Annotated in this window: 19 protein-coding genes; 10 read left to right on the forward strand and 9 right to left on the reverse strand. The window is 39.1% G+C overall.

Annotated elements, in window-relative coordinates:
• Positions 1 to 48: 48 nt before the first annotated feature.
• The 9 genes from CC99x_RS09920 to CC99x_RS09960 all read right to left on the reverse strand — a co-directional run bounded on the left by CC99x_RS09920 (position 49) and on the right by CC99x_RS09960 (position 7,574).
• Positions 49 to 339 carry a type 2 periplasmic-binding domain-containing protein gene (locus CC99x_RS09920; RefSeq protein ID WP_057624940.1) on the reverse strand — a complete coding sequence of 97 codons (291 nt, stop codon included), beginning with the start codon at positions 337 to 339 and terminating at the stop codon, positions 49 to 51.
• Between the two features lie 250 nt (positions 340 to 589).
• Positions 590 to 1,258 (reverse strand): alpha/beta hydrolase, encoded by a 669-nt coding sequence (locus CC99x_RS09925; protein WP_057624941.1) that lies wholly within the window; start codon positions 1,256 to 1,258, stop codon positions 590 to 592.
• Positions 1,242 to 2,516, reverse strand: a complete 1,275-nt coding sequence (murA, locus tag CC99x_RS09930; protein ID WP_057624942.1) for a UDP-N-acetylglucosamine 1-carboxyvinyltransferase — start codon at positions 2,514 to 2,516, stop codon at positions 1,242 to 1,244. The genes CC99x_RS09925 and murA overlap by 17 nt, the downstream gene beginning before the upstream one ends.
• A gap of 109 nt (positions 2,517 to 2,625) precedes the next feature.
• Positions 2,626 to 4,485, reverse strand: coding sequence for a hypothetical protein (locus tag CC99x_RS09935; protein WP_057624943.1), 1,860 nt, complete (start codon positions 4,483 to 4,485; stop codon positions 2,626 to 2,628).
• Positions 4,485 to 4,787: an STAS domain-containing protein gene (locus CC99x_RS09940; RefSeq protein WP_057624944.1), complete on the reverse strand. Its 303-nt coding sequence runs from the start codon at positions 4,785 to 4,787 to the stop codon at positions 4,485 to 4,487. Before CC99x_RS09940 ends, CC99x_RS09935 begins: the two co-directional genes overlap by 1 nt.
• Positions 4,788 to 4,814: 27 nt before the next feature.
• The gene (locus CC99x_RS09945) at positions 4,815 to 5,432 is read right to left on the reverse strand and encodes an MlaC/ttg2D family ABC transporter substrate-binding protein (RefSeq protein ID WP_077065453.1); all 618 of its coding nucleotides are present in this window, start codon (positions 5,430 to 5,432) and stop codon (positions 4,815 to 4,817) included.
• 20 nt (positions 5,433 to 5,452) lie between these two features.
• A complete protein-coding gene (gene mlaD / locus CC99x_RS09950; protein WP_057624946.1) occupies positions 5,453 to 5,980 on the reverse strand; it encodes an outer membrane lipid asymmetry maintenance protein MlaD in 528 nt (175 codons plus the stop codon).
• Positions 5,980 to 6,771, reverse strand: coding sequence for a lipid asymmetry maintenance ABC transporter permease subunit MlaE (gene mlaE / locus CC99x_RS09955; RefSeq protein ID WP_200953474.1), 792 nt, complete (start codon positions 6,769 to 6,771; stop codon positions 5,980 to 5,982). The genes mlaD and mlaE overlap by 1 nt, the downstream gene beginning before the upstream one ends.
• On the reverse strand, positions 6,768 to 7,574 hold the full coding sequence (locus CC99x_RS09960; protein WP_057624948.1) for an ATP-binding cassette domain-containing protein: 807 nt from the start codon (positions 7,572 to 7,574) through the stop codon (positions 6,768 to 6,770). The genes mlaE and CC99x_RS09960 overlap by 4 nt, the downstream gene beginning before the upstream one ends.
• 206 nt (positions 7,575 to 7,780) lie before the next feature.
• Here CC99x_RS09960 and CC99x_RS09965 point away from each other — a divergent pair, with 206 nt between their 5' ends.
• The 10 genes from CC99x_RS09965 to CC99x_RS10010 all read left to right on the forward strand — a co-directional run bounded on the left by CC99x_RS09965 (position 7,781) and on the right by CC99x_RS10010 (position 15,449).
• Positions 7,781 to 8,758: a KpsF/GutQ family sugar-phosphate isomerase gene (locus CC99x_RS09965; protein WP_057624949.1), complete on the forward strand. Its 978-nt coding sequence runs from the start codon at positions 7,781 to 7,783 to the stop codon at positions 8,756 to 8,758.
• Positions 8,759 to 8,765: 7 nt separating this feature from the next.
• Positions 8,766 to 9,338 carry an LPS export ABC transporter periplasmic protein LptC gene (lptC, locus tag CC99x_RS09970; RefSeq protein ID WP_057624950.1) on the forward strand — a complete coding sequence of 191 codons (573 nt, stop codon included), beginning with the start codon at positions 8,766 to 8,768 and terminating at the stop codon, positions 9,336 to 9,338.
• Positions 9,328 to 9,879, forward strand: coding sequence for a lipopolysaccharide transport periplasmic protein LptA (gene lptA / locus CC99x_RS09975; RefSeq protein WP_057624951.1), 552 nt, complete (start codon positions 9,328 to 9,330; stop codon positions 9,877 to 9,879). The genes lptC and lptA overlap by 11 nt, the downstream gene beginning before the upstream one ends.
• 43 nt (positions 9,880 to 9,922) lie before the next feature.
• Positions 9,923 to 10,651 carry an LPS export ABC transporter ATP-binding protein gene (lptB, locus tag CC99x_RS09980; RefSeq protein ID WP_057624952.1) on the forward strand — a complete coding sequence of 243 codons (729 nt, stop codon included), beginning with the start codon at positions 9,923 to 9,925 and terminating at the stop codon, positions 10,649 to 10,651.
• A gap of 199 nt (positions 10,652 to 10,850) precedes the next feature.
• Positions 10,851 to 12,338, forward strand: coding sequence for an RNA polymerase factor sigma-54 (locus tag CC99x_RS09985; RefSeq protein WP_057624953.1), 1,488 nt, complete (start codon positions 10,851 to 10,853; stop codon positions 12,336 to 12,338).
• A gap of 21 nt (positions 12,339 to 12,359) precedes the next feature.
• Positions 12,360 to 12,668, forward strand: a complete 309-nt coding sequence (gene hpf / locus CC99x_RS09990) for a ribosome hibernation-promoting factor, HPF/YfiA family (RefSeq protein ID WP_057624954.1) — start codon at positions 12,360 to 12,362, stop codon at positions 12,666 to 12,668.
• Positions 12,669 to 12,734: 66 nt separating this feature from the next.
• Entirely contained in the window at positions 12,735 to 13,211 is a 477-nt protein-coding gene (gene ptsN, locus CC99x_RS09995) for a PTS IIA-like nitrogen regulatory protein PtsN (RefSeq protein ID WP_057624955.1), read from the forward strand.
• 14 nt (positions 13,212 to 13,225) lie between these two features.
• Positions 13,226 to 14,086, forward strand: a complete 861-nt coding sequence (locus tag CC99x_RS13000; protein WP_057624956.1) for a hypothetical protein — start codon at positions 13,226 to 13,228, stop codon at positions 14,084 to 14,086.
• A 20-nt stretch (positions 14,087 to 14,106) separates the two neighbouring features.
• Positions 14,107 to 14,949, forward strand: a complete 843-nt coding sequence (gene rapZ, locus CC99x_RS10005; RefSeq protein WP_057624957.1) for an RNase adapter RapZ — start codon at positions 14,107 to 14,109, stop codon at positions 14,947 to 14,949.
• 5 nt (positions 14,950 to 14,954) lie between these two features.
• On the forward strand, positions 14,955 to 15,449 hold the full coding sequence (locus CC99x_RS10010) for a PTS sugar transporter subunit IIA (RefSeq protein ID WP_077065447.1): 495 nt from the start codon (positions 14,955 to 14,957) through the stop codon (positions 15,447 to 15,449).
• Positions 15,450 to 15,510 lie beyond the last annotated feature (61 nt).

A 15,510-nucleotide genomic window follows, 5' to 3' on the forward strand; every position in this document is an offset into this window, starting at 1 on the left:
CAACCTTTATTACTCAATTTAAGATTAACTGCCTTCCAACCATATAAGTCAGCTATAATAATAATCTTTTGCTGCTGTTACACCTGAAGCAATACCTTGCCCAGCTCCCATGATTAATGTTCCCGTTAAAGACACAAGCTCAGAAACAAGATTAGCTGTTGTGGATACAGAAAAAGCAATAAAATTAACGGTTAAAATAAGGGGTGGCATAGCAGAACCCCATACAATTCCGGATGTAATACCGGAGTAGTAGTAAAACTGCTCCCAATAAATATCTGTCGTGACAGATGTATTCGCACCAGAAATAAAATTACATTCGTGTGTATTCAATAACCGCATTGGATTCCTCATTTAATGAAAAGCTATTATCTTGAAAAACGCATCATTGCGCTCTGAGCAATCCTCACGAATTTCTACTAGGTTGTCATCCCAGAATTTTGCGAAGCAAAATATCTGGGATCCACAGGCGTTTTGCGCCTGGTAGCCCTTTGGGCTACTAGGTGCCAGCCTTCGCTGGCATGACATATTATCTGATTTCTTCAGAATAAAAATTTTGTGGAGATCGCTCAGATTGCGATGATGTACTTAATTACAAATGAGCTACAAAATTCTCTTCAACAAGCGTGCGCAATGGAACCAGTTTGCCATGAAAAAAATGTGACGCGTCCAATTTAAGAAGTGACATAGGAAATTGCATCTTTGCTTTTTGCTTTTCGAACCATGTATATACATCTTCAGGCACAACGACTTCATCTTGCTGCCCTTGTATCACAATCCAAGGACATTCTAGGGCGGGCAACTTGTCATAAGGCTGATGATGAACCGCAGGCGCAACCGAAAACAGTTGTGCACATGGATACTTTGTCGCAGCCAATGCAGCAATGTAAGCACCAAAAGAAAAACCTGCTAGCCAAATCTTAGTATTAGGCATAACCAGATTTGCCCATTCAATCACGGCAAGTAAATCCTCAACCTCACCAATTGAGTCGCCAAAGCTACCTTGGCTTTTTCCGACTCCGCGGTAGTTAAAGCGAATCGTTGCCAAACCTTTATTGTTAAAAGCACGGCTTACAATATGCACTACTTTGTTGTTCATCGTTCCTTCTTGTAAAGGATGAGGATGACAAACAATACCTACACCTATCGGTGCATCAACAGAGCAAGTAATGGCTTCAATGATACCCGCAGATCCATTGAGATTTACATGCTTCTCACCTTGCGGGAACTCAAGTGGTGGAACTTCAAATGGATGATGCATCAGGGATCCGTTTAATATCAGCACCTAATTGTGCTAATTTTTCTTCAATACATTCATAACCTCTGTCGATATGGTAAATTCTATCAACCAAGGTCTGTCCTCTTGCCACAAGCCCAGCTAACACCAAGCTCGCAGAAGCTCTTAAGTCTGTGGCCATCACCTGTGCCCCTGTTAAATGCGGTGCACCAACAGAATAGGCTTTATTGCCACTTAACTTAATATTGGCTCCCATTCTTCTCAATTCTTGGGCATGCATAAAACGGTTTTCAAAAATAGTTTCTGTGATTTCGCCTTTACCACTCGCAATTGTATTCAAGGCTAAAAACTGTGCTTGCATATCAGTTGGGAATCCTGGATAAGGCTCTGTTGTAAAATTTACAGCCTTAGGGCGCTCTTTACGCATATCTAAGGTAATCCAATCTTTGCCAAAACTAATGTTTGCACCGGCCTCTTCTAATTTTTCTAGTACGACGGTCAACAAATCAGGTGAAGTATTTTTAGCTGTTATCTTGCCACCTGTCATTGCGGCAGCAACCAAGTAAGTGCCAGTTTCAACGCGATCTGGAAGCACTCTATAACTTCCACCAGACAATGCATCTACCCCATCAATCACAATTGTACTTGTACCAAATCCTGAAATTTGTGCGCCAAGAGAATTTAAGAAATTAGCCAAATCGCATACCTCTGGCTCTCTGGCTGCATTTTTAATCACCGTCGTGCCTTCTGCTAATACGGCAGCCATCATTAAGTTTTCTGTACCGGTAACTGAAACCACATCAAAACTAAGCTCTGCACCTTTCAAGCGCCCTTTTACCGAAGCATCGATATATCCGTTTTTCACATCAATATCTGCACCCATTTTGCGTAAACCCAAGACATGAAAATCGACTGGACGATGACCAATAGCACAACCACCTGGTAAGGAAACCCTTGCTTGCCCATATTTCGTAACCAGTGGTCCTAAAACCAAAATAGAAGCACGCATGGTTCTTACTAGTTTATAAGGCGCATAAAAATTATTGACCTCTTTTGCATTAATCTCAATCGACAGATCTTCTTGCACAGTCAACTTAACGCCCATCTGCCCAAGCAATTCCATCGTTGTTGTGACATCATTCAGATGAGGGATATTACTTAATCTAACATTTTGGTCGGTTAACAAACATGCTGCTAAAATAGGCAAAACACTGTTCTTCGCTCCTGAGATTTTGACTTCGCCATAGAGCGGGTTTCCGCCACGAATTAGATGTTTATCCATTGATTGGTTTCTCATTCTGAATAAAAGAAGTTAATGAAAGAATGATAGCCGAATTACCCTATAAAAGCGATTTTAGTGTGCAATATTCATACAATAAAAAATTAGTTTTTTAACTGTCTATTGAGACGTTTGCTATGCTTTCTATGCGTGCTGCCTTTAATCTTTCATGATGAACACGGTAGGTAATAAAATGATAGCGATTAGGCGCTTTAGCAACAACTTCAAAACAAGTAGGACATTGTGCAATGGCTGTACGCAAATAGGTAACAGCTGGCCCATCCATAATGGCATCATCCACATCTATCACATAATCAGGCTGTTTCTCTTCTAACTCATCTAATAATGCCTGCATATCATACTGAATATTCAAACGATAATTGGGTGTTGCCAGCTTTGTATGTGGATAAAACAATCCATAAATATAGCGACTCGGCACCCATAGCAATACAGACTGATTTTTATAAATATTTTGATAAATCCAATCAGCATCTTGTCCAAAATACCGGCTTAAACGGATCCGATCCCCATCATATAAGCTCACACCCTTTTGCTCTATGTAACAGACCTTGTACCAAAGTAAAGCGCTTATACTCACGCTAATCATCACAAGACACAAAGTAACTTGGCGTCGATACTGCATTATTTTTGTACTCAATGATGCAAGATGATACTCAAAATTAAAAAAATAAAATGCTTTAAATTGTGAGGCAACAATAACAAACCATGCGAGCACCATCAGATGCTGCCCCAACCGGAGCTGATAGGCACCAAAAATAAACCACAATAAAATACCTGGCACCAAAAACAACCCATAAATCACTTTTAATAAGCTATGTTGTTTGCAGGAAAGATAGGCCAAAACAAAGAGTACTAACAAGGTTGGCTGTGCTATTAAGTAAGTATAAGCAGAAGAAGCTAACTGTGAAAATAGGTTTCTATTTCCTTTCGATAACCAGATCACACCTTTATTTTCTTCGAAGTTATGTCCTTCTGTAGAAAGCCACAACCATGCTGCCCCCAACAACAACACCAATAAGCCCATTAATGCGCACTTAAAATAGGCTGTTCTTGGTTTTGAAAAGAGAAGGCCATGCACTATAAATACACTCAAGATGGCGACCCACTGCAACCCAGGTTGTTTACTTAAAAAGGCAGCAATAGCAGCAAGTACAGCAAATAAGAGGTAAGACAAGGCAATCTTTTCACTCTTGTATCCCTTAGAAATACGATTGATCCTCTGACACCAATGATGATAGCGCCAGTAACAAATTACAGAAAGAATCACCCCTGAAGTCATGAGTGGATCAGCATATCCATCATCAAAAAACTGAGATAAATTGCACACAAAAAGTAAAAATACTAAACCTGCTGAATACAAAATAATGTTAGGCGTACGATATGACTTCAACAATAAACCAATTGCATTTAGCATCATAAAAGGAAACAAGATAAGCAAAGATTTCACTGGCAACTGCAAGCTCAAATCACCCAGCAACTGATAGCAATAGCTTAATAGTTTTGGTAATAATTGCGGGTACGGCGCACCCGTATGTGAAATATCAATGGGGATCGATAAATAATGTTGGATTGCCCAAAAATTCCAACTATAAATCTCATCGCCTCGATCAAAGCCATGGGTCGCTAATTTAATAAAAAAAGGTAATAACACGACAGCATGGAAAAAGTAGAGCTTACATGCTGATTTTGACCAATAGTGCTGCACTGTCTGAAAATTTCTGCGCACCCTAAAGACTGCGATAGAACACAAAATAACAGATGCCATTATGACCGTGGATTGTTCGTAGAATCCTAAGATCAGAAAAAATGAAACCAGCAGATAGACGATCAGCGCACTGATCATGGGCGTCAATACAAACAATCTAGGATGTAAGGCAAGTTTGGGAAATAAAGCCAATGCAGGTGCAAAATACACACAGATAGCAAGTATCAAGCAGTAAACAACAAACACTATACTTCCGTTAGCGCAATCAAGCCATCCAAACCACTAACGCGACTTAAATCAAGCATTTGCGAAGGTACTTTTGTAAAGAGTAATTTTGTTCTCTTTCTCTTCGCCTCTCTCAAAACAGCCGTCACAAATGCTAAGCTTGCACTATCACAATATGCAACCGCTTCAAGATTTAAAATAAGAGTATCATCATAGGTAATGAGTACTTTTGTTTTCTCAAGGGCATACTCAACTGTATCAAAGCTAAGTTCGCCTTTGACATGAATAGCCCCTTTTTCCTGAGTAATATTAACTTCTTTCATTCGTTATTTAACTTCGTCTGTAAAACATTACTTGATCGGTTTTTTGTTGTGCTCTTTCATTCGTTGAATAACACTGTCCATACCGCTACGCTCAATTTCTTGAGAAAACTGTGATTGAAATCCTTTCAGAAGGCTCACACCCTCGATACTAATATCATACACTTTCCAAGCATCACTTTTAGCAATCAGTCTATACGTAACTTTGATCTGCTCTTTGCCTGGCTCTCTAATCACACTTGCAACTTGAACTCTTTGCTTGCCTTCAATACTGCCACGAATTGGGAAATATTCGACTCTCTGATTATCAAACTGCATCAAAGTAGAGGCATAAGTACGAATCAACAAATCCCTAAATTCATTGGTAAATAATGCTCTTTGTGAAGGCGTTGCTTTTTGCCAACCATTTCTACCCGCTACCCATCGCGCCATCGCTGTTTCATCAACATGTGGCACCAAGATTTTATCAATAATCTCAACAACACCTTGCGGATTTTTTTTAAGCTCACGATTATGTGTTTTAAGCGTTGAGAGCATTTGATCTGTCACACGCTCCAACATTTTCTCAGGACGCTCACTTGGGAACGCTTGCAAACTTTGCAAGGTTAATAAAAAGAAAAACGCAATTAATTTAAAATTCTTTAACATACCTGTACCTATGTTCGTCATTATTGTGCCTGTGGCTCGCTTTCAAGAGATTCGGAATCTCCTTTTTTATCCAGATCTAAACCACTCGCCTTGGAGGAGAAAAACTTATTAATCAAATCTTCTAAAACGACTGCTTGAAGGGTATTGCCAACATCAATATGATCCCCCTCTTTGAAAAATTCGTCCATACTCATACCAGGCGTAATGCTAATGTAGTTATCGCCCAATAAGCCCGAAGTCTTGATACTGGCCTCTGAATCTTCTGGAATATTATCGAAATTATTGTCTATGAGCATTGTTACCACAGCATTATACGTGTCTTTATTAAAATAAATATCAGTTACACGCCCAATTGCCACTCCTGCAATGGATACTTTTGCGCGCGGCTTTAATCCACCTACATTTGTAAATTCCGCTGTAATTTTGTAACCACCTTTTGATTCATAGATGTCATTTAATCCACTCACTTTAACCGCTAACATTAATAACGCTAGCATACCCAGCAATACAAAAATACCAACGGTAATTTCTATTATCCGTTTCTGCATTAATTCAACCCTCCAAACATAACAGCGGTTAAAAAGAAATCTAAACCTAATATTGCAAGGGAAGAATAGACAACCGTCTTTGTTGTTGCTCGCCCAATGCCTTCAGATGTTGGCAAACAGTCATAGCCTTGATAGACAGCTATCCAAGTAATGACTGTTCCAAAGACAACACTCTTAATGATGCCATTTAAGACATCCTCATAGAAATCAACTGAACTTTTCATATTGGACCAGAATGCGCCTGCATCTACGCCTAACCACTCTACACCCACCATATAACCGCCAAAAATAGCAACGGCAGAAAAAATGAGCGCGAGCAATGGCATTGAAAGTTGCCCTGCCCAAAATCGAGGTGCAATAATTCTTTTTAAAGGATCAACCGCTAGCATTTCCATGCTAGCTAACTGCTCTGTTGCTTTCATTAACCCAATTTCTGCGGTTAAAGCAGAGCCGGCTCGCCCAGCAAACAGTAATCCCGCTACCACAGGGCCTAACTCTCTGACTAAACTCAAGGCAACTAATTGACCCAGCGCTTGATCAGCACCAAATTTTGACAAAATAGTATAGCCTTGCAACCCTAAGACCATACCAATGAATAAGCCCGATACCACAATAATAACAAGCGATAACACCCCCACCGAATACATCTGGGGGATCAATAATCCAAATCCTTTCCAACCTTGTGGTTTTCCAAAGACAACTTGAAGCAAAAAAAGAGCGGTTTGACCTGCTCGCTGACACACTTCTAGTGAAGTTCTACCTAATTTTTGTAATTGACGTAGCAACTTTATTCCCCCAACAGATCGAATTCATAATTCGGTGCAGGATAATGAAAAGGCACAGGGCCATCTGGCAAACCTTGCATAAACTGCTTCACCCAACTTGAAGCCTTGTTCATGAGTTGATCCGGCGTACCTTCTCCAATCACCCGACCTTCTGCAATCACATAGGTATAATCAGCAATACTGATTGTTTCATGCACATCGTGCGACACGATAATAGAGGTTATATTGAGCGCATCATTCAACAATCGAATCAACTGCACAAGCACTCCCATTGAAATAGGATCTTGACCCGCAAAGGGTTCATCGTACATAACAACTGAAGGATCTAAGGCAATGGTTCGTGCTAAAGCGGCTCTTCTTTTCATGCCGCCTGACAGCTCATTAGGCATTAATTCACGCGCGCCTCTTAAACCCACCGCTTGTAATTTCATGAGCACGATATCTCGAATGAGTGCTTCTGATAAAGTCGTATGCTCTCGTAAAGGAAAGGCAACATTATCAAAGACACTCAACTCAGAAAATAATGCACCACTCTGAAACAACATGCCCATCTTCTTTCGTACTTCATAGAGCTTCTCCCTTTTGAGTGTTGGAACGTCCAATCCCTCAAACAGTACTTGCCCTTTATCAGGTGCTATCTGTCCACCAATCAATCTAAGCAAGGTTGTTTTGCCTGAACCACTGGGCCCCATAATGGCTGTTACTTTTCCGCGCGGTACAGAGAGTGTAATGTCGTCAAAAATGGCCCGATTGCCTCTATAAAACGACATACCTTTTATTTCTATGGCATTTGACTGATTAAAGGTCATAGCATTTCATCTTGTGGTTTCTTCTCTTAAAATGAATTTATCAACACTAGAATAATCGATATTGAAATAAAATGGCATGATATCATACTAAATGAGCATCATTATCCTAACCAACAAATAAAATGTGTCAACTAACTATTTTCGCGCTATTTTTTAAAATTGTGTTATAATTTTAAGTATTTTTGATATCCAAGAAAATTTTTTTTATGAAAACAATAACAAATAAGTTTATTGCCCTCGGCAAAGCCGTTGTGCAAACAGAAACAGAAGCCGTACAAGCACTCATCGAACGCATTGACGAACAATTTGCAAAAGCATGTGAGTTACTTATCCAAGTTGAAGGCCGGATTGTTGTAACAGGTATGGGAAAATCTGGGCATATTGGTGGCAAGATCGCCGCAACCTTAGCAAGCACAGGCAGCCCATCTTTCTTTGTACATCCCGGGGAAGCCAGTCATGGTGATATGGGCATGATCACCAAAAAAGATGCCGTTATCGCTATTTCTAATTCTGGCGAAACCAATGAAATTTTAACCATACTCCCTCTTATCAAACGATTGGGTGTACCTTTAATTTCTTTGACCAGTAATCCAAAATCTACACTCGCCTTATGCGCCGATATTAGCTTAGATATCAGTGTTAAAAAAGAAGCCTGTGCACTTGGACTTGCGCCCACCTCAAGCACCACAGTTACTTTAGTGATGGGTGACGCATTAGCCATTGCACTCTTAGATGCCAAAGGCTTCAGTGCAGAAGATTTTGCACTCTCGCACCCAGGTGGCAGCTTAGGACGACGATTGCTGCTAAAGATTGACGATATATTACATACGGGTAATGCTATCCCCATTGTACAGCAAACAGCCACCGTCAAAGAAGCGCTGATTGAAATGACCCGCTGCAACCTTGGCATTACTGCAATTGTGGATAGTGCGCAAAAACAAATTGGCTTGTTCACAGATGGCGACTTACGTCGTGCATTGGATTTAGACATTAATATTTCTAAAACCCCTATTACGCAAGTGATGACACCACGTGGCAAAGTGATTAATAAAGGTTTGCTAGCTGCTGAAGCATTACGCATTATGGAAAGCAATAAAATTAATGCATTACTTGTCGTAGATGAAGATCGAAAATTAGTAGGCGCTTTAAACATGCACGATTTGCTTCGCGCAGGCGTAATGTAGGCTGCTGATGCAACAACTCACTCTAAGTGTTCTCTTTGCTTTAATACTGAGTTTAGGTATCACTGCGTTTTGGCTTCAATATCAAGTACTCAGTGAACCTTCACAAACAGAATCCTCTCCCTCTGTGCTCAGTGAATCTATGCATACCGTTACTGCTTTTCGTTTTGATGCATCCGGCAATAAAGTCCAAACCATCAAAATGGAAAGCTGGTTCCAATATACAAAAGACCCTAATATCTTTATGGAATTTCCGATTGTTGAAGTTCAAAATCCAGATGGAACAGATTGGTATTTAACAGCAAATAAAGGCTTGGGCAAAGAAACAAAAGTAAAGGGTCAGTTTGATGTTATTTCACTCATCGATAGTGTTGATGTACGACAAAGAAAAAATGGCATCCTTCAACTAGCGCTGCAAACGCAACAATTAGACTATCAACCCAAAACCAAAGATGTGGCTACGAATCTTCCTGTGCAGATTAAAAATGAAAATTTAAACTTAAACGCAACAGGTATGAAAGCAAACATTACGGATAAACAAATTACTTTTTTAGGTAGAGTTAATTCAAGATATGTACCATAAGCATAACAATCCACTTCGTAAAACAAAACATTCTCCTTCGCCTTCTGCAAAAAGTATCCTTTGCTTGTTATTCTTTCTTGCAAGTTTCATATCTGTTTCTAGCTATGCAAATACCCTTTCTTTTAAGTCAGATGCACCCATTGAAATTGAATCTGATCATGTGGTTTTTGATCAGAATACAGGTGAATTAACCTATCAAGGAAATGTGATTGTCATCAGCGGCACTCAAAAACTGTATGCAAATAAAGTCATTTTGAAAAGAGATAATCAAAAAGGTATTCAATCCATTCAGGCAACAGGAACGCCAGCACACTTTATTAATTTATTAAAAGACGAAGTTACCCCTGTTCATGCTTACGCATCACAGATCGATTACGATCCCAATTTAGCGCTTTTAACCTTAACAGGCCAAGCAAAAATTGTACATCAAGCAGATACTTTTGAAGGCCCTTTGCTAAGATATATTATTGAAGACCAAAAAATTGAGGCCATTCACTCAAAAAATCAACGCCCTAAGATGACCATTACGCCCCAAGGTTAAAAATTAAAGGTTAAACATACAATAAAATGTGAATAGGTTGAACATGAGCCACTCTCTCATTGCACAAGATCTTTCAAAACGCTTCAAAAGCCGGCAAGTTGTAAAACAAGTATCTTTTAAAGTAAATAGTGGCCAAGTTGTTGGCTTACTTGGACCCAATGGCGCAGGCAAGACAACGTGTTTTTATATGGTTGTTGGGCTAATTGCCTGTAACACCGGACATGTCTTTCTCAATGATGAAGATATTACACAACTCCCTATGCATCTACGTGCCCAAAAAGGCATTGGCTACCTACCACAAGAAGCCTCTGTGTTTCGCAAACTCTCTGTTGAACAGAATATTCTCGCTATTTTAGAAACTCGTACGGATCTGGATAAGCAAAAAAAATCTCAGCACTTAGAAAACTTGCTCAAAGAATTCAACTTAAATCATATCAAAAACAACTTGGGTATCAGCTTATCTGGTGGAGAAAGAAGACGTGTCGAAATTGCGAGAGCACTCGCCCTATCTCCCAAATTTATTTTATTGGATGAGCCTTTTGCAGGTGTTGATCCCATTTCAATCCAAGAAATAAAACAGCAAATAAAATATTTAGCTCAACGTGACATTGGCATTCTCATCACTGATCACAATGTAAGAGACACACTTGCTATTTGTGACAATGCCACCATTATCAGTGAAGGCACCGTCATTGCTATGGGTGGTGCACAAGAGATACTCAGTAATCAAAAAGTAAGAGATGTGTATCTAGGGGAAGAATTTACTTTGTAATTCAACAAACAAATTCAGCCTCTCATCCAACCAAAATTTGGCATGGATAAGAAAGAAAGGGGGTAATATGGGATTGATATTACCCCCTTTAAGCTTCAAAAATCGAGTTATTTAATTAATCTAACAAATACTACTTCGCATTTCATTCATCTTTCCTTATATTATAATTAAGTATAAAGACAAGCTCATAGAGGTAGATGTGAAACCGACTTTGCAGTTACGCATTGGTCAACAACTTAGCATGACACCTCAGTTACAACAAGCCATACGGCTGTTGCAACTTTCCTCTCTAGATTTGCAACAAGAAATACAAGAAGCACTGGATAAAAATCCAATGCTAGAAGCAATGGATGATATAGAGCCATCAAACAGCACAAATGAAAACGATGTGACGGATCCTAACGCTGAACAACACGATAGCTATGACACGAATGAGTTACTAGACTCGCATCATGAAAATGACCGCAAGGATGCATCCGAAACCCAAGTGAATGACTATATTGATGATAATGCTTGGGCATCAGAAAAAATGAATGGGAAAACAAAAGAAAGCCATCATCAAAGTACCGGAAATGAGATAGAAAGACTCACCAGTCACGACGCAAATCTACAAGAACATTTGCTATGGCAAATGCAGCTTACCCCCTTTTCATTGACGGACTGCTTAATTGCTACAACACTGATCGATTCAATTAATGAAGATGGTTACTTAACAAGCACAATAGAAGATATCTATACCACACTCAAAGAAGAAGTCGATATTGATATTGAGGAAGTTGAAGCCGTATTACATCGTATTCAGCAGTTTGATCCTGTTGGGGTGGGTGCCCGAAATTTAAGTGAATGCCTTCGCGTACAACTCCAAAAGTTATCTCCAGATATGCTATGGCGCAATAAAGCCATTGAACTGGTTTGTACTTATTTAGATCTATTGGCAAAACGTGATTATGCTGCGCTACGCAAATATTTACAGCTGTCTTTGGAAGATCTAAGACAAGTTATACAATTAATTCAAACACAAAATCCAAGACCTGGTAGAGAGATTGGAGGCGCATCTTCAGAATATATTACGCCCGATGTATTTGTACGCAAACGCTTTAACCGTTGGGTAGTAGACTTAAATCCTGAGTGCACACCCTCTCTAAAAATTAATGCAAACTATGCAGGCATGATTCGCCGTGCTGATTCTAGTCGAGATAATCAGTTTTTAAGGAATCAACTACAAGAAGCAAGATGGTTTCTAAAGAGCATTGAAAATCGCAATGAAACTTTAATTAAAGTTTCTGAATGCATTGTAGAAGCTCAGCATGATTTTTTTGAATTAGGAGATGTAGGCATGAAGCCATTGATTCTTCATCAAGTTGCAGATAAGGTTGGCATGCATGAATCTACTATCTCACGCATCACAAACCAAAAATATATGCACACACCAAGAGGCACGTTTGAACTGAAATATTTCTTTTCTAGCCATGTAACTACAGCATCAGGCGGTGAATGTTCAGCAACAGCGATTAGAGCCCATATTAAAAAACTCATTGCTGAAGAAAATCATCAGAAGCCACTCAGCGATGACAAACTGGCTAAATTGTTAGCAGAAGAAGGAATACAAGTTGCGAGAAGAACGGTTGCAAAGTATCGCGAAGCAATGACCATCCCTCCTTCTAATGAGCGAAAAAAATTAATCTAACTTACATAATAAGGAAAAATTATGCAATTAAATATTACTGGTCACCATGTTGATGTAACACCTGCATTGAAAAGTTATGTACAAGATAAATTCAAAAAAATTGAACGTCGTTTCAACAATATTACCAATATTCATGTCACATTAACGGTAGAAACAAAAACATTGCAGCGTGCTGAAGCAACTGTAAATCTGGCGAAAGCAGAAATACATGCTACTTCTGAGCACGAAAATATGTATGCCGCTATTGATGCATTGATTGATAAACTCGATAGACAAGTCGTAAAACATAAGGAAAAATTAAACGATCGCAGCGATGATGGTCTGGTGTAAAGCGATTCACATTCATCATACTAGTGATAAAAAATAACAATTTGATATAAAAATTAAAGGAATATCATGTCAACGCATTTATCCATTCCAGCAATTACATTGTTGGATTTTCTTACTTGTGAACGCACAGTTAATGCTGTGCCTGCAACAAGTAAAAAGAAAGCGTTAGAGTTAATAGCAAAAACGCTATCAACAAATATTCCCGAGCTCAATGAAAATACACTCTTTGAACATCTAGTGCAAAGAGAGAAACTAGGTAGTACGGCAATAGGGCATGGCTGCGCCCTCCCTCATTGCCGCGCAAATACCGAGCAGGTATTTGGCTGTTTCTTAAAGCTAGCGGCACCTATTGATTTTGATGCCCCTGATAAAGAGCCGGTTGATTTAATATTTTCAATTGTCGTCCCCACTGAAGCAACGGATATGCATCTCAATATATTGGCTTATATTGCTGATTTATTTCATAATGACACCTTTAGAAGCCGGCTGCGAAGCGCCAAATCAAACGAAGAACTCTATCAGATTTTAAGACACCTTGCTTAAAAGTGTAGCCAATCGTGTTTTACGCCCATCTTACGATCTCAGATGTATATTTAAGGTTTAAAGAAGAATTTAAATGGCATCTTTGGTCACCGATTGGCAGCAAAAAATTAGGCGTCAAACCTGAATCCTTAGCACTTGTTCAATACCTTAATGTATTACGCCCAGCATGCATTAATATCATTAGCAATGAAGAAACCCTTTTTTTATTAACAGAACAAATAACACATCACAATGACTTTTTTTCCGCTATTAAGTCTGTGAATGGCTTCTTTATTTTCTGTGACGATACAGCAACAAAATTAAAGCATTTTGTGTCGCATCTACAAGCATGGTCTATCCCTTATCTGATGACCGAAGAATCCAGTGCGCAGATTCAGCCTATCCTAACGACATTTATACACATACATCTTGCACCACAAGTAATACAACATGGAACATTTTTAGAGGTTTTTGGCAAAGGCGTTCTCTTAACAGGTGAAAGTGGCGTGGGAAAAAGTTTAGCTGCTTTATATTGCTTGGAAAGACAACACTGCCTTATTGCAGACGATGCACCCAGCTTCAAAAGAGTCGGTACTCAGATCTTTGGAGAATGTCCAAAAGAGCTTCTACAACGCCTTGAAATTCGCCAAATTGGAATTATTGATGTTTCTCATAGTTTTGGCTCTTTGGCTTTTGCACGAGAACATCGACTCGATCTAGTTATTCAAATCAATGCAGATACTGCGGCACAAGCAACAGAAAGAGTCATTGCCCTAAATCCTGAGACAGTAAATATTTGGGGCATCCAAATACCTAAAATTCAACTTGCTTTCAATCCAAATATCGCTATCCTAATCGAACAGGCAATTCGTTTTTTATTAACAAAACAAACTTAATATCTGCAGGTAACATAATCATGCGTTTGCTCATTATCAGTGGGCGTTCTGGCTCTGGTAAGAGTATTACTCTTCAAGTATTAGAAGATTTGGGATACTACTGCGTAGATAACTTACCGATAGAAATGGTGCCTGACTTATCCATGAAATTGAAGTCTGAGCAACTCAAACTTGCCATCAGTATTGATGCACGTAATCTACCTACACGAGTTGAGATCCTAGAAGATGTTCTGCAAAAACTTAAAGCAATATGCGGCTCATTTGAGACCATCTACTTAGATGCGCACCAAGAAGTCCTATTAAAGCGCTTTAGTGAAACCAGAAGAAAGCACCCTCTTAGCAACAGTAAACTCTCTCTAACAGAAGCCATTCTATACGAGCGACAAGTACTCAGTACAATTGCCAATATTGCTAATATCACCATTGATACCAGTCAATTATCTAAACATGAATTATGTAATATGATTCGTGAACGCGTTACTCATGAGAATGCTAATAATTTACAATTATTAATTCAGTCATTTGCTTTTAAAAATGGCACGCCTGTTGACGCTGATTTCATGTTTGATGTGCGTTGTTTGCCTAACCCCTATTGGCAACCAAACTTAAGGATGCAGACAGGACTGGATGAGGGTGTAATACATTTCCTCGAAACACATGCAGACGTACACTTAATGGTTGAAGATATTCTTCGATTCTTAGACAATTGGATCCCTCGCTTTGAAGCGGACAATAGAAGTTATTTAACAGTCGGCATTGGTTGTACAGGTGGTCAACACCGTTCAGTTTACATCGCTGAACAAATTGCTAAGCGAGAAAAACGTTTACATTTAAATATACAAATTAGACATAGAGATTTATAAAAACCATGAGTGTAGGCATATTACTCATCACACACAGTGGTATTGGTGGGGCTCTTCTTAATGTAGCATATGGCACTTTCGGACAACTCCCTTTAGAAATTTCTCAGTTGTCTGTCAGTCGGGATCCTGATCCTGAACTTCTTATTGCTAAAGCCGGATATTTGGTAAGAAAACTAGATTCTGGTGAGGGTGTATTAGTCATGACAGACATGTTTGGATCAACGCCAAGCAATGTTGCGCAGGGACTACAACAACAAGGATTTGCTATTAGAGTCATAGCTGGCTTAAACCTTCCAATGCTATTTCGCGTTCTCAACTACCCAATACTACCCTTGGATCAACTTGCTAAAAAAGCAGTCAGTGGCGGTCAAGATGGTATTTTTGAACCATTAACCGACTTAAATCTAATGCTCACAAATGAAAGCTGTAATAGACCCTTTCATAAAAAAAAGAAAAAGATTTCAAATCTTGCTATTGTTGATCCTTATGGATATGAATAACCCATATTTTATCTGCCTTAGAAGTGCCCTTTAGGGCTAGAATTCATGTACAAAGACTCAA

Source organism: Candidatus Berkiella cookevillensis (assembly GCF_001431315.2).
GTDB classification, from domain to species: domain Bacteria; phylum Pseudomonadota; class Gammaproteobacteria; order Berkiellales; family Berkiellaceae; genus Berkiella_A; species Berkiella_A cookevillensis.

Bases quoted from the DNA above. Each gene is read 5' to 3' on its own strand.
- CC99x_RS09920 (WP_057624940.1), bottom strand. From the start codon at position 339: ATGCGGTTATTGAATACACACGAATGTAATTTTATTTCTGGTGCGAAT.
- CC99x_RS09925 (WP_057624941.1), bottom strand. From the start codon at position 1,258: ATGCATCATCCATTTGAAGTTCCACCACTTGAGTTCCCGCAAGGTGAG.
- murA (WP_057624942.1), bottom strand. From the start codon at position 2,516: ATGGATAAACATCTAATTCGTGGCGGAAACCCGCTCTATGGCGAAGTC.
- CC99x_RS09940 (WP_057624944.1), bottom strand. From the start codon at position 4,787: ATGAAAGAAGTTAATATTACTCAGGAAAAAGGGGCTATTCATGTCAAA.
- CC99x_RS09945 (WP_077065453.1), bottom strand. From the start codon at position 5,432: ATGTTAAAGAATTTTAAATTAATTGCGTTTTTCTTTTTATTAACCTTG.
- mlaD (WP_057624946.1), bottom strand. From the start codon at position 5,980: ATGCAGAAACGGATAATAGAAATTACCGTTGGTATTTTTGTATTGCTG.
- CC99x_RS09960 (WP_057624948.1), bottom strand. From the start codon at position 7,574: ATGACCTTTAATCAGTCAAATGCCATAGAAATAAAAGGTATGTCGTTT.
- CC99x_RS09965 (WP_057624949.1), top strand. From the start codon at position 7,781: ATGAAAACAATAACAAATAAGTTTATTGCCCTCGGCAAAGCCGTTGTG.
- lptC (WP_057624950.1), top strand. From the start codon at position 8,766: ATGCAACAACTCACTCTAAGTGTTCTCTTTGCTTTAATACTGAGTTTA.
- lptA (WP_057624951.1), top strand. From the start codon at position 9,328: ATGTACCATAAGCATAACAATCCACTTCGTAAAACAAAACATTCTCCT.
- lptB (WP_057624952.1), top strand. From the start codon at position 9,923: ATGAGCCACTCTCTCATTGCACAAGATCTTTCAAAACGCTTCAAAAGC.
- hpf (WP_057624954.1), top strand. From the start codon at position 12,360: ATGCAATTAAATATTACTGGTCACCATGTTGATGTAACACCTGCATTG.
- ptsN (WP_057624955.1), top strand. From the start codon at position 12,735: ATGTCAACGCATTTATCCATTCCAGCAATTACATTGTTGGATTTTCTT.
- rapZ (WP_057624957.1), top strand. From the start codon at position 14,107: ATGCGTTTGCTCATTATCAGTGGGCGTTCTGGCTCTGGTAAGAGTATT.
- CC99x_RS10010 (WP_077065447.1), top strand. From the start codon at position 14,955: ATGAGTGTAGGCATATTACTCATCACACACAGTGGTATTGGTGGGGCT.